Source organism: Variovorax sp. J31P179, from assembly GCF_030316985.1.
Classification (GTDB): domain Bacteria; phylum Pseudomonadota; class Gammaproteobacteria; order Burkholderiales; family Burkholderiaceae_C; genus Variovorax; species Variovorax ginsengisoli_B.
In genome coordinates this window covers 228,950-242,550 of record NZ_JASZYL010000008.1, presented here as the reverse complement: position 1 = coordinate 242,550, position 13,601 = coordinate 228,950, and the positions used below count along the sequence as shown (strand labels likewise).

Here is a 13,601-nt window from a genome sequence, read left to right as displayed (position 1 = left end):
CCCCTGTCGGCGCCCACCAGCCGGGCGCCTGACTCTCGGATCAGTGAATGTCCTGCCCATGTTCCCGGCGCCATGCGAGCGCCCTCGAAGGCGCCCTTTGACGCCGTCCTCCCTCCCCCGCCCACCTTCCGCCTCGCCCCGCAGCGCGCTGCAGGTGAGCCTGTCGGTCTGGCGCGCGCTCTTCATGCGCGAGGCGCTGTCGCGCGTGTCGTCGCAGCGTTACGGCTGGGTCTGGTTGCTGCTGCAACCGGTGGTGCACATCGCCTTGTTGATGTTGTTGTTCTCGACGCTGCGCCAACGCACGTTGGCCGGTGCCGATTTCGCGCTGTTCCTCGCGCTCGGTTTGCTCGGCTACCAGCTCTTCACCAACACAGCGCAGCGCAGCGCGTCGGCGCTCGCAGCCAATCGCGGGCTGCTGGCGTACCGCCAGGTGCTGCCGGTCGATACCGTGCTGGTGCGCGCGGTGGTGGAAGGCAGCCTGCAGCTGCTGGTCGGCCTGGTGCTGTTGTCCGGCGCGGCGCTGTTCCGGTTCGACGTGCTGCCACACGATCCTTTGCTGGCGCTGGAGGCCTACCTCCTGCTGTGGCTCTTCGGCTCGGGCCTGGGCCTGGCGCTGTCGGTCGGCTACGCGCTGGTGCCGGAGATCGAGAAGATCATGGGCTTTGTCTTCATGCCGCTCTACTTCGCATCGGGCGTGCTCTTCTCCCCGGCCGCCATGCCGGCGCGCCTTCAGGAATGGCTGCTCTACAACCCGATCGTGCATGGGCTTGAACTGGGGCGGGCCGCGTTCTTCCCGGGCTATCACCTGGTGCAGGGGCTCAGCCCCGGCTACCTGGCATCGTTCGGCCCGGCTTTCTGGCTCCTGGGCCTGGCGCTGCATCGCCGCTTCGCGAAACAGGTGGCCGCGCAATGATCGAACTGCGCGACGTTCACAAGCGCTATCGCACGACGCACGGTGCGGGGCGATGGGTGCTCAAGGGCATTACGCTCGACATTCCCGCGCAGCGCAGCGTCGGACTTCTCGGGGCGAACGGCGAAGGCAAATCGACATTGCTCAGGCTGATCGGCGGCATCGACACGCCGACCAAGGGAAAAGTGGTGCGCCATTGCCGCACCTCCTGGCCGCTGGGCCTGGCCGGCGGCCTGCAAAGCGCATTGACGGGCCGGCAGAACGCCACCTTCGTGTGTCGCATCCACGGCCAGGAAGCCGACATCCCTGAAAAGCTCGCCTTCATCGCGGACTTCGCTGAAATCGGCGCTGCCTTCGACGAACCGATCAAGACCTATTCGAGCGGCATGCAGGCCAGGCTCAAGTTCGCGATGAGCATGGCCTTCGACTTCGAGGTCTACCTCGTGGACGAGCTGACTTCCGTCGGCGACGCGGCCTTTCGCAAGAAGGCCCGCGCCGCATTCAACCAACTGGCCGACCGCAGCAGCGTGATCATGGTCTCGCACGGCGAATCGACGCTGCGGGAATTCTGCGAAAGCGGCATCTGGCTCCGTGACGGCCATGCGCATTGGTTCGACAAGCTCGACGACGCACTGGCCCACTACAAGGAAAGCATCCACACATGACCGACATCCTACCGGTCGCCGTCGGCGCGGCGGCGACAGCGCCCTCCCTCGCAGCCCCCCGCCCCCCGTCCGAACGAGGACGCCTCCACGCCGTCCTGGCCTGGATTCGAAGCCATCCGACGATGAGCGCCGCCGGCCTGCTGATCCTGCTGGCGGCGATCTGCTGGTGCCTGGTGGCCTCGGACCGCTACGTGTCGGAAGCGCGCGTGGTGGTCGACCGCACCGACTTCAGCGTGGGCCAGAACGTCGACCTGAGCAGCCTGATCACCGGCGGCGGCGCTCGCAACCAGGCCGACATGCTGCTGCTGCGCGACCATCTGCGCTCGACCGACATGCTGGCCAGGCTGCAGGCACGGCTCGACCTGCGCGCGCACTACAGCGACCGAAGCCGCGACCCGCTGTCGCGCATGTGGTCGGCCACGGTGCCGCAGGAATTCTTCCTGCGCCACTACCTGAGCCGGGTCAGCATCGAGATGGACGAGGCGGCCGGGGTGCTTCGCATCCGTGCACAGGCCTACGACGAGCGGACCGCGCAGGCGATCGCCAAGGTCCTGCTCGAAGAAGGCGAGGCCTTCATGAACGAGATGGGCCATCGCCTCGCGCGCGAGCAAGTGGGGTTTCTGGAGAAGCAGGTCGCCGAGAGTGGTGAGCGCGCGCTGAAGGCGCGCACCGCCCTGCTGAACTTCCAGAACAAGACCGGCCTGATCTCTCCGCAGGCCAAGGCCGAAAGCCTGGTCGCCATCACGGCCCGGCTGGAAGGCCAGCTCTCGGAACTGAAGGCGCGGCGTGCGGCGATGATCGGCTATCTCAGCCCGCAGGCGCCTGACGTCGCGCAGATCGACCTTCAGGTCGGCGCCTTGGAGCGACAGCTCGCCGAAGAGCAGAAACGCCTCGCCGCGCCGCAGGGCAGCACGCTGAACAGCCGGGTCGAGGAGTATCAGAGGCTCGAGATGGAGGCGAACTTTGCGCAGGATGTGTACCGCACATCTTTGGTGGGGCTGGAGAAAGGGCGACTCGAAGCGGGCCGCACGCTCAAGAAGCTGTCGGTGCTGCAGAGTGCGACGCTGCCGGAGTATCCGGAGCAGCCGGAGAGGCTTTACAACTTGCTGGTGTTTGCGTTGGTCGTGCTGACCCTGGGTGGTATTGCGCAGTTGTTGTTGGCGATTGTGCGCGACCACAAGGACTGAGCGCCGCGGCCCGGGCGGCGCGACGCATCACCCTCGCCAGTTCCGCAGGAGCACCTTCAGCTTGCGCCACTGTCGGCGCAGATGGCCGACCTGCATGTGGCCACCCTTGGCTTCCAGTCGGGCGCGTGTCTCGACGATGCGATGCAGCACCGCCTCGCATGTTGTGTAGCCCTTGAGTTCCCAGTCCCAATACAGCGGGTAGTGAAGCAGAGCGCCGGCCACCAGTTCGTCGATGCTCAACGTGCGCTCGCGGCGTGGCATCGGCAGCCGGTCTTCCGTCAAGCCCCAGCCCGCGTAGAACGGCCGGCCGTACACGACCACCTGCTTGCCGCGCAACAGGGCGTCGAAGCCCGTCAGCGAGGTCATCGTGTGGACCGCGTCGCATGCCTCGATGCAACTCACCACTGACACCTCCGTCTCCACGTGATCGGCGAAACGCCGGGCAGCCGTCAACGCCACGGCGCCCACGCGATTGCGGGCCAACACATCGGGATGCGGCTTGTAGACGATGAAGCCCTCAGGATGCGCCACGCGGGCGGCCTCCAGCAATGCGAGGTTGGTGTCGACGTCTTCGCAGCCGAAACGAATGGAAGCGTCGTCCTCGACCTGCCCGGGCACCAGCACCACCGTCCGCCCCGCCGCTTGGCTCGCCCAGGTCGCGGAGCGGCGCGGCTCGGTGTTGTATTTGGTGATGCCGTGCGCCACGATCACTTGCGTCACAGCGCGGGCTCGGGCACGGTCTTCGACCGTGAAGCGCCGCGTGTTGAGCAGGTGCTCGAGCCCGGACGCACGAAGGGGATCGAAGTAGATCCCACGATCGTCGAGCACCAGCGAGAGCGGCGGGACCAGATCGGCGCCGAGACCTACCGAGCGCACGAAGCCGTCTTCCATGCGCAGCAGGCGCGCCCCGCTCCTTGCCGCAAGGGCCTCGACACCTGGCGGTGCAGTGCGGCCCCAATGCACCAAGTAGTCGTCTGGCCCAGGCGTGAGCCGATCCGCAGTTCCGGCGTCGCGAACGAAATGCACGCGATCAGAATGCAGTGACAGCATCGGGCGTACGTTGGCCGCCTTCCAGCGACGGAAACCCACGCACAGCATGCGACCAGGACCGCCTGTTGCGTCGAAGCGAGAGGCCATGGAACGCTGACGCGCCAGCCAATCGATCACGTCGAAGATCGTTCCCCGCTCACCGGTGGTCGGGTCCAGATAGCGCGAGTAGTGGAAATAACCCGCGGCAAAGAGCTCGTCGACGGTACGCGTACGGCTGCGACGCGGACATCGTTGCCGATCGTCTGTCGCACCCCAACCTGCATACCAAGGCATGCCGAACACGGTCACTGGCTTGCCAACTAGCAGCGCTTCGAAGCCCATGGTCGAGGTGACGACGTACACGCGGTCCATGCGTTCAATGAGGCTGAGGGGACTGATGCCCTGCCGTAGAACCACCGTGCGAGCGTCGTCCTGCACTGCAGTCAGGTAGCCGCGCTTGCGGCCGGAACTGACTTCGGGATGGGTCTTGATATAGATCGTCGCGTCGGGATTCTCGGCCCGCGCGGCATCGAGCATGGTGGTGAACGTCACCGCGTCGGCAGCGCCCAGCTTGACGCTCAAGTCGCCGAACGTCTGATCCACAAGCAGCACCCGTTGCACGTCGCCAACGCGCAGCACCGACTCGTCCAGATCCGCTGCCTCGTTGTACTTGCTCAGACGCAGGCGGAGCAGTCGCTCTCGAGCCATCTCGACGTCTGCGCCGATACCTGCCAGCAAGTCCTCACGCGAATTGAGCAGCGTTTCAAGCCCACTCGGCCGAGTACCGTCGTAGTGAATGCCCTGATTGTCCGCGACCAACGACAGCAACGGGAACCGGTCCCCTGTTCCGAACGAGCGAAGAAACCCGTCTTCAAGACGCCATAGTTCCAGACCATGACGCCTCGCGTAGGCCTCAGCGCAGCGGACATTGGCCTTACGTCCCCATCCAGCTACGGCGCTCACGCGCCGACCCACGGACAGACGGCTGACCTTGCAGATCTCTTCACCCAATAGGGCGCTCAATTGGGGATGGCGCAGAACTCCAGCAGAAAACGTCCCGATCATCTAGGCCTCGAGGCAGCGCCATGGCAGGAAGATCGCCCCCGGACCGCTCTCCACGGCAATGAGAGTCACCTTCGTGCGGGCCCACTGTCCAGATCGTAGATCTGCAAGACACCGGCCACCTTGCCGTCATCGTCTTTCACGACGAGCGAATTGATCTTGGCTTCGCGCATTCGCTCTTCAGCGACGGAGAAGCGCTCGCCGACATCCACGGTCATCGGCCGCGCAGTCATGATCTGGCTGGCGACAAGCGCCAAGGGATTCTCGGATTGATCGAAGGCGCGTCGAATGTCGCCGTCCGTCACCAGGCCCAGCAAGTTCGCGCCCTCCATCACGAGCGCCAACCCCAAGCGACCGCTGGTGATGGTCTGCACGACATCGCGCAATGTCGAAGTGGCCTGGCAGATCGGCAGGTTGCCGCTGTGCATGACATCACCGACGCGCGTCAGCAACCGGCGACCCAGGCTGCCGCCGGGATGGAAACGAGCGAAGTCCTCAGGCTGGAATCCCTTCAACGTCGACAACGCGACCGCCAGTGCGTCGCCCATGACCAGCGTGGCGGTGGTCGAACTGGTGGGCGCAAGATTGTTGCTGCACGCTTCCTTCTGCACCGAGACATTGAGGACCGCGTCGGCGTGTCGAGCCAAGGTCGAATCCAGGCCGCCGGTCATCGCGATGACGCGGATCTGCTGATGCTCCATGAAGGGCAGCAGCCGGATCAACTCCTCCGTCTCGCCGCTGTTCGAGATCATCAACGCGACATCGATCGCTCGAAGCATGCCCAGATCGCCGTGGAAGGCTTCACCTGGATGAACGAAAAAAGACGCAGTGCCCGTGGAGGCCATCGTCGCAGCGATCTTCCTGCCGATGATGCCCGACTTGCCCATGCCGAGCACGACCACGCGGCCACGCGCTTCCTGGATGATGGCCACCGCATTGGCGAAGCTGTCGTCCAGCCGATTCGACATGCTTTCCAAGGCCTGGATCTCCATCGAGACCACGTTCCTTGCTACATCTACTGCAATCATTCTTTCCTCGTATTCAACTCAAGGGTCTTCTTTCTCGACCCTACTGCGCCATCGAATCGCTGACTGACGCATACCCAACTGCAGTCGCCAGCACGTGATGCTTGTCTTGGGCCTGGAGAATCTCGTCGGCGACTGCGCGGAAGGCACCTTGTCCACCTGCAAGCGACAAAGTCCGCGATGCTGCCTCTTGCACATACAGCGGGGCATCGGCCACCGCGAATGAGATGCCGCACACGGCAAACGCCGGCAAATCAATGCTGTCGTCGCCGATGCAAGCCGTCTGCTCGGCCACTGCCCCTGCCTGCTTCATCAGCGCAAGACAGGCCTCGGCCTTGTCCTTCACTCCGAACATCGCGAACGAGACGCCCAGATCGCTGACGCGCCTGCGAAGGGCGTTGGAGTCCCGGCCCGAGAGGACCGCCACCTTGACGCCGCAGGATTCCAGCATGCGCATTCCCAAGCCATCGCGGACGTGGAAGCGTTTGAAGGATTCACCCGACGCGTCGTAGTAGATGCCGCCATCTGTCAGCACGCCATCCACGTCGGTGATCACAAGTCGAACGCCTGCGAGCGAGTTCGGGCATGTGCTCGCCGGTTTGCACGCCCCGCTGCCAGCCATCAAAGCGCGGACTTCTTCGAGACCTTCCGGCGTATCCACACCCGGCCCCGTCGGCTCGACTTGAAAGGCGCGAATGCGCAATCCCGCGGCCAGCAGTCGCAGTTGCTCCAACTTCTCGGCTTGCTCGAGCATCGGCGGTGACAACTTGGAATAGGCTGCCAGCACTTCTCGCCGATAGGCGTAGACGCCCACGTGTTTGAAGTGTTCGTAGTCGGCGCTGCTGTCGTCGCGTACGTAGGGGATCGGTGCGCGGCTGAAATACAAGGCATCGCCGTTGTCTGCCAGCACCACCTTGACTTGATTGGGGTCCTTTGCTTCTTCCGCCAGCATACGGTGGCACAACGTGCCAACCACTACGGACGTGTCGCGCCACATGCCGCGGGCAAGCGCATGAAGGTCCGCTGGACGAACCAATGGCTCATCACCTTGCAGATTGATGTAGAGATCCGCTTCCACCGAGGCCATGACTTCGACGAGCCTGTCCGTACCTGAAGCATGGTAAGGAGAGGTCATGACACTGCGTCCTCCGAATGCCGCGACAGCATCGACGATGCGTTGGTCATCCGTTGCAACCACGACCGCATCGACATCAGGCACCTCCAGCGCACGTTCGTAGACGTGCTGAACCATCGGTTTTCCCAGGATGTCGACCAGCGGCTTTCCCGGCAGCCGAGTCGAACCGTAGCGCGCCGGGATCACGATCGCCAAGCGCCCCTTCGCCTGCTCATGCGCGGCCATCGTGCTCATGAAATGTGCAGCTTCGGAAACGACTTGACCAAATCGTCGAGCGATTTGATTTGAGACAGGAAGGGTTCCAGCAGATCGAGCGGCAATGCGCTCGGTCCATCGCATTTCGCGGCACTTGGATCCGGATGCGCTTCCAAGAACAACCCCGCCAGGCCGACAGCCATCCCGGCACGGGCCAGATCGACGACCTGCTCGCGCCGCCCACCTGAGGCCGCGCCCATCGCGTCCCGTTGCTGAAGCGAGTGAGTGACGTCGAAGATGATCGGCAGGTCGCTGCAAGTCTTCTTCATGACGCCGAAGCCCAACATGTCGACGACGAGGTTGTCATAGCCGAAGCAGGTTCCGCGGTCGCACAGAATCAATCGATCATTGCCGGCCTCCCTGAACTTCTCCACGATATTCAGAACCTGTGTAGGGCTGAGGAACTGAGGCTTCTTGATATTGATGAAGCGGCCAGTCTTGGCCAAGGCAACTACCAAATCGGTCTGTCTAGCCAAGAATGCAGGAAGCTGAAGAATATCAACTACTTCTGCTGCTACGGAAGCCTGCCAGGGTTCGTGAACATCTGTGATGATTGGTATTCCAAACTCTCCTTTGACGGCCTCAAGAATCCGAAGTCCCGCTTCGATGCCCGGCCCTCGGTACGAGTGAATAGAAGAACGATTCGCCTTGTCAAAACTTGCCTTGAAAATGTAAGGAATTTCAAGCTTTTTCGTTACACGAACATATTCCTCGCACACCTTCATCGAAATTTCAGCCGACTCCAATACATTCATCCCGCCAAATAGAACAAACGGAGACTCATTACCAATGGAAATCGAATTCAAGGAAATCATTTAAGCACCAAAATACATAGCAAATTGAGCGAAATCTTCAGAAATCATGCACATCAATGCACAAGATCACACGAATTTTTTCTTTCGGAATGGATTTCTTCAATTTTTCCAAGTGCTGCCTCTATGTTCGAGAACTCAATTTCAGCCAATTTATCAAAAGGCAATTCCCACCATTTGCTGCCCAGGAGGCGCTCCACGATCTCCCGCTCAAATCGTTGGCCTATCTTGCGCGCGGGAACACCACCAACGACATCGTACGGAGCAACATCGCGCGTGACTACGGCGCCTGCGCCAATTACAGCACCGGTACCTATCGTGACCCCCGACATAATGAGGGCTGCAGCCCCGATCCAGACGTCATGACCCACACTGGTCGGTTCGTGGAACCGCCACTTCGCGGTCTGAAGTTGCGCGTAGCCCTCTACGCCTGCGAAGAGGCCCGGAGAGAACTGGAAGGGATGCGTGCTTAAAAAATTCGTCGGATGGCTCGCAAGTCCTATCTGCACGCTGCGGCCGATCGAGCAAAAACGCCCAAGACTGACATGAGGAAAAACAACTGCTCCGACATTGATATATGTGAGAAGCCCGATCTCAACGGGCTTATGGATGACTACTTCATCTCCGATATCAATTGCACCCTCAAATATCAACCCAGGATTGACTTGGGCGCTAGCCGCAATACGACCACCCTTAGCCGCACATCGATGCCTTAATTCATCGAGCTTAATCTGCACAGGACTCTTTGTTTTGACCATCACGCCTTTTCAAACACTTTATCTTAGAAAAATTGAAGCCTCTCTAGAACAATTTTCCCAGCGCTTTCAAAACAGGAGAGCCAGAATCGCGAAAAAACGCACGAGGCGTCCTGCGCAATTTCTGCAGCTTTCGCTGAGCAATCGAGCCATTGGAACTAGACGTAGCCACTGGAGTCGGCGCAGCAGGAGCGGACAAACCGGGCTTTGACGCAACTTTGGGGGCCGTTTTCGGCTGAGCAGTCTTGCTGCTCTGGCTTTTTGAGGCGTTGACGGGTATTGGACCTAGTATTTCGGCGACCCGTTCGATGCCCTGCGCTGGTGCTTCTGGAATGAACCACTGCAGTAGCGCCTTCATCATGAAAGACTCATAATCTGCGAATTCCGCCACAGATAGACAGGCACTTCGACGGGAGTTTACGATAGCCGCGATTTCGTCGACGCCTGCGACGTCATACGTGAATCCTTTTTTTCCGTAGAAGGCTTCGCCCGCCTGTATCGGCTTGATGCCCGCAAGTGCCGCTTCAAGCAGGCTTTGCGTGTTGAGTCCAATGGCGAAGTCAGCTTCCAGAAAAAGATCATCGATCGGATAGTCTTCGACAAATTTGATGCGCTCTTCCATCGAGCCGAACTCGCTAACCAGAGCGTCGTATGTTACTCGACCATTGAGATTGGCCTTCTTTTGCTCCCAGGGATGGGCTTTAAAGATTATTGTTGCGTCGGTTTGGTCCAAGAGCGTCGCTATGCATTTCCTATAGAAGGCGAGGCTGTGAACACCGGTGGACCCAGTGTTGAGCAACGAAAAATCGTTGAGGACTTGCCCCAATATGACCACCACTTTTTTGCTCGGTGGAAAAATTCTCTGCTGGCTACCAGTTTGCTGCTGGACGTTTTTGTTTTTTCTTTCGGCCAGCAATTTTTGCATTACCAATCTTCGCCCCCGGCGGGCCGGTCCGGATTCAGGTATTTTCAACATTGCATAACGGCCTGGCGTCTTGAGCAGCGACTGATTTGGCAATGGACTATGCCGAGGCTCCAAATAGTAATCTCTGCCTGTAAAAAAGCTCTCACAGATATAAAGCACCCCCTGCCGGCGCTGCATAATTTCGGCGAAAGCTCGGGCATAGATCAGACATCCCGAAAACACCAGTGCGACATTCACGGGCGGAGTCTCCAGAAGGATCTTCCTCCATCTTTCACACCAAAATCTAGCAGCGGCGAGGTTTTCAAACAGCGCGTCACGATCAGTTTCGTATATGCGATCAAACAACGCTCGCTCATTGGAGCCATAACTGTCATACGCCATCCACGTCGGACTGGCTACCAGCCGGGACATCAATTCCAGCCGCGCAATTGAAAACAGGCGCACCCCGCCGAGCCTTAAGTCGAATAATTCTTGAGGGCCAAGGTCGTCGAGTCCTTCACCGCATGACATAACATCCGGCTGTTCTGCGTAGTAGCCAAACGCGGTCAGCAGCCCAACAGGATGATCAATTTCAATGGACTGATATCCCGAAGCATCGAAATATCCAATCAAACTGGCGAAATTGCGCTTCGTAATGTGAATACGATCGGCCATCAAAACGCGCTTGCTCATTTAAAAGTCTCCAACTGTCGCCCGAATAACTGAACGATAAACGTCAACCGTGCGCTGAACGTGCTGCTGCCAAGTAATGGCGCGAGAGGCGGCACACATCGCACCGCGACGTAACGTATGCAGTCGTTTCGCGTCACCCACCCATTCAAGAATCCGCGCGGCATCATTGGCCGGATTCATCGTCAGATGCAATCCATTTTCTTCGTCAGAAATTAGATCGTAGGCCATGCCAACAGGATTGCACAGCACGGGCACACCTGCTGCCACAGCCTCCGGTATATTGGCCGGACCGCCTTCGTGCCATGAGGCCATAAGCAGCACGTCGATGTAGCCGTAAACGCCCGCAACCGCACGGTAGGGGATAGATTCATACGCTGTGACCTTGTATCCATATCGCTCAAGAATCGCGGCGTCATAGGTACGACCTCGACCGATCAAGACGAGCTCGAAAAACCTCGGGTCAAGGTGCTGAAGCAATTCGTAGATATAACCTTCGCCTTTGACTTTGCGCGGGTAGCGCCGCGAAAGAACCCCAATCACAATTCGGCCATTTTCCCCACTTCCCGTTCCAGTGTTGTACGCAACATCGCTCATGCCGCCGCGACAGGCAATGAAACGGTCGTTATGACCATGAGGAATAACTATTGTGTTTGTGATACCGACCCTTGCCAAGAATCTTTGTTGCAGCGTATTGAGGCAGATGATATTGTCGGCCTCTCGATATCGATCAAGAAAATTATTCACGTCAAGAGATGGGTCGTCATCCTCTAGGTCATGGTGGACCGTTGCAACACACGGCCGCACAAGATTTTTCTCAAGATTCGGCCGATGGTAGTGACGCAGAATCGCACCGCTCAGGGGCTGGACCGACGCGACATTTTCAACCGCTGAAGGAAGGTATGTAGAAAAATATCCAATAATGTCCGAGAATATTCCGCTCTCAACGGTATTCGACATGACGTGATTTATGGTGATCATCTAAAAAAACCAATAAGAAATTCAATCAGAGACGGAAAGCTGACGCAAGACCTCAACAGCGGCCAGTGGTTTAATTTGCTAAAAATCAGTTCATTTGCGACTGTCACGATATTCTTCGCACATTTGCTCAACGAGTGCCATGCAAACCGGTGTCAATGGCAACCTCTTAAATCAAAGCCCAACCACCACCCGCGCACTCACCGCAATCTGATAAACAATCTGGAACATCTCCTTCCAGAACTGCCTCTTCTTGTCATCCACCTTCGGCAGCACCATCACCTGGTCACCGGGCCGAACAGGCAGGCTGCTGCCCGTTTCCGTCTGGTCAAAACTGCCATCGCGGCGTGCGATCACCAGACGCGTGACATCAGCGCTCTGCGTATAGCCACCAGCACGGTCGATGTAGTCCTTGAGCGTCAGCGTGTTCTGATAGACCACGGCATTCGGGAACAGCACCTCGCCGCTCACCAGCACCAGTCCGTCGCGGGTCGGGACGCGCAACACGTCGCCGTTCTCCAGCAGCAGGTCGTCGCGCTCCTTCGCCTGAGAAATGACGACTTGGCCCAGGGGCTCGATCTTCTTGGCGCGATCGATCCATTGCAGCGTCAATTCGGCCTCGGTCTTGCGCAGCAGCGCCTCCCCCTCGGACCCACTGCGCGCAGTCAGCAACGCGCTCTCCAGGCTGTGCAGCGACGTCGCCAGCATCTCCTTCTGACGCTGCTTCACGCTCTGGCGGAACAGCTGCACGCTCTGGCCTTCCGAGCGCTCGTTCAACTCGACCTGCTGCATCAAGGTGCCCAGGCGCGTGCCGTAAGGCAGGACGTATTCCTGTGCGCTCATGTGCTCGCCTTCGACGCGCACGCTGATCGTCCCGGGCTTCTTGTCGGCCGTGAATTCGAGCTCGTCGCCGCCCTGCAGCCGGACGTCGCGCGCCTGGTCGAGCGGAAAGTACTCAGTGTTGCGCGTGGTGCCGGTGTTGCGAACCACGCGCACGTGGGTTGCCTGCGGGTTGGGCTTGGCCATGTGCGCCAGGTCGTCCACGGTCGGCTTCACGGCATTGGCGAATTCGAAGCGCTTGGCGCTTTCCACCAATCCCGTCACCTTCACCATGCTCTGGCGCGGTCCGACAAAAATGACGTCGCCGGTCCCCAACTGGTTCAGCGGCATGCTGCCGCTCAAGAGAAAGTCGTACAGGTTGACCGTCGCCCGCACCTGCGCCCCGCGCTTGACCTGAACGTTCAAGAAGGAACCACGCTCGGGATCGATGCCGCCGGCCTGATCGAGGAAATGCAGCAGGCTGTCCATGCTGGTGCCGCTGTACAGGCCCGGGCGATACACATAACCGCCGACGAACACGCGCACCGGCTGCGCCGCCGCCAGGCTCGCATAGCTGTTGACGTTGGCGCGGAACACGCGCCGCACCGCGGCCGCCACCACCCCCTGCAACTCCTGGTTGCGAACACCGCGCACGCTGACCGGGCCCACGTGCGGCAGGAAGACGTTGCCCTGGGGATCCACCGTGAGCGGCGCGTCGAACTCGAACGCACCCCACAGCCGCACCTGCAGGCTGTCGCCGCTGGCAATGAGGTAGTCGGGGTTGAACTGGGTCGCGCCCGCATTGGCAAAAGCGCCGGTGAAGAGCTGGGCACCGAACACGTCGCTCTGCAGGTTGGCGCGGTAGTCCAAGCCTTGCGGCGCGGTGGGTACCACCTGGGGGATCGGGGCCGACGGGCCGCCCAACCCCGTGGCCGGCGGGGCCTGGCGCAAGGGGGCGAGCGCGCCCTGCCCGCTCGCCGGGTCAGCGGCATTCCGGATGGCCGCGTCATAGGGCGACGCGTTGGCATCCAGGCCCTGAGCCGAAGCCACACCCAGGGACGAGCACGAAATCGCCACAGCCGAAGCCAGACAACAGAACTTGCGCAGGAGAGTCATGAAACTGGGGATCCGCGGATGTCGCCGGGATTCATCGTCGAAAGAAGGCGAGCGACTCCGGCAACGGATGCGAGTGCACCGGAAACCGCTCAAACAAAATGAAAGTGGACGGATGCCGCGCGCTGACCTGATTCGAATGAACGGGTCGCCGAGCAGCCGCTGGATGTCGCGGGATCGCACCCCCCGCGTCAATGCTCAGTGAAGCTGCGATGGACGACTGATGATGGCTTGCGCCATTGGCCAGCAACCTTGGCAGTGG

11 protein-coding genes are annotated in these 13,601 nt (G+C 60.2%); 3 read left to right on the top strand and 8 right to left on the bottom strand.

Annotated features, from left to right (window positions below):
* Nucleotides 1-97: 97 nt before the first annotated feature.
* The 3 genes from QTI17_RS22125 (at nucleotide 98) to QTI17_RS22115 (ending at nucleotide 2,762) form a co-directional block, all read left to right on the top strand.
* Nucleotides 98-913, top strand: a complete 816-nt coding sequence (locus QTI17_RS22125) for an ABC transporter permease (protein ID WP_286535627.1) — start codon at nucleotides 98-100, stop codon at nucleotides 911-913.
* On the top strand, nucleotides 910-1,575 hold the full coding sequence (locus QTI17_RS22120; RefSeq protein ID WP_286535625.1) for an ABC transporter ATP-binding protein: 666 nt from the start codon (nucleotides 910-912) through the stop codon (nucleotides 1,573-1,575). Before QTI17_RS22125 ends, QTI17_RS22120 begins: the two co-directional genes overlap by 4 nt.
* 122 nt (nucleotides 1,576-1,697) lie before the next feature.
* Nucleotides 1,698-2,762, top strand: coding sequence for a KpsE/RkpR family capsule polysaccharide export protein (locus QTI17_RS22115; protein ID WP_286535624.1), 1,065 nt, complete (start codon nucleotides 1,698-1,700; stop codon nucleotides 2,760-2,762).
* Between the two features lie 27 nt (nucleotides 2,763-2,789).
* Here the strand turns inward: QTI17_RS22115 and QTI17_RS22110 are convergent, their stop codons facing one another.
* The 8 genes from QTI17_RS22110 to QTI17_RS22075 form a co-directional block, all read right to left on the bottom strand.
* Nucleotides 2,790-4,856: a capsule polysaccharide biogenesis protein gene (locus QTI17_RS22110; protein ID WP_286535623.1), complete on the bottom strand. Its 2,067-nt coding sequence runs from the start codon at nucleotides 4,854-4,856 to the stop codon at nucleotides 2,790-2,792.
* A 65-nt stretch (nucleotides 4,857-4,921) separates the two neighbouring features.
* Entirely contained in the window at nucleotides 4,922-5,845 is a 924-nt protein-coding gene (locus QTI17_RS22105; RefSeq protein ID WP_286535622.1) for a KpsF/GutQ family sugar-phosphate isomerase, read from the bottom strand.
* Between the two features lie 76 nt (nucleotides 5,846-5,921).
* Nucleotides 5,922-7,247 carry a 3-deoxy-manno-octulosonate cytidylyltransferase gene (gene kdsB, locus QTI17_RS22100; RefSeq protein ID WP_286535621.1) on the bottom strand — a complete coding sequence of 442 codons (1,326 nt, stop codon included), beginning with the start codon at nucleotides 7,245-7,247 and terminating at the stop codon, nucleotides 5,922-5,924.
* On the bottom strand, nucleotides 7,244-8,074 hold the full coding sequence (gene kdsA / locus QTI17_RS22095; protein WP_503011091.1) for a 3-deoxy-8-phosphooctulonate synthase: 831 nt from the start codon (nucleotides 8,072-8,074) through the stop codon (nucleotides 7,244-7,246). Before kdsA ends, kdsB begins: the two co-directional genes overlap by 4 nt.
* Nucleotides 8,075-8,136: 62 nt before the next feature.
* Nucleotides 8,137-8,838 (bottom strand): CatB-related O-acetyltransferase, encoded by a 702-nt coding sequence (locus QTI17_RS22090; protein WP_286535618.1) that lies wholly within the window; start codon nucleotides 8,836-8,838, stop codon nucleotides 8,137-8,139.
* A gap of 43 nt (nucleotides 8,839-8,881) precedes the next feature.
* Nucleotides 8,882-10,432, bottom strand: coding sequence for a capsular polysaccharide export protein, LipB/KpsS family (locus tag QTI17_RS22085; RefSeq protein WP_286535616.1), 1,551 nt, complete (start codon nucleotides 10,430-10,432; stop codon nucleotides 8,882-8,884).
* A complete protein-coding gene (locus QTI17_RS22080) occupies nucleotides 10,433-11,389 on the bottom strand; it encodes a glycosyltransferase family 4 protein (protein ID WP_286535614.1) in 957 nt (318 codons plus the stop codon).
* 192 nt (nucleotides 11,390-11,581) lie between these two features.
* Nucleotides 11,582-13,342 carry a polysaccharide biosynthesis/export family protein gene (locus tag QTI17_RS22075; RefSeq protein WP_286535612.1) on the bottom strand — a complete coding sequence of 587 codons (1,761 nt, stop codon included), beginning with the start codon at nucleotides 13,340-13,342 and terminating at the stop codon, nucleotides 11,582-11,584.
* Nucleotides 13,343-13,601: the final 259 nt, after the last annotated feature.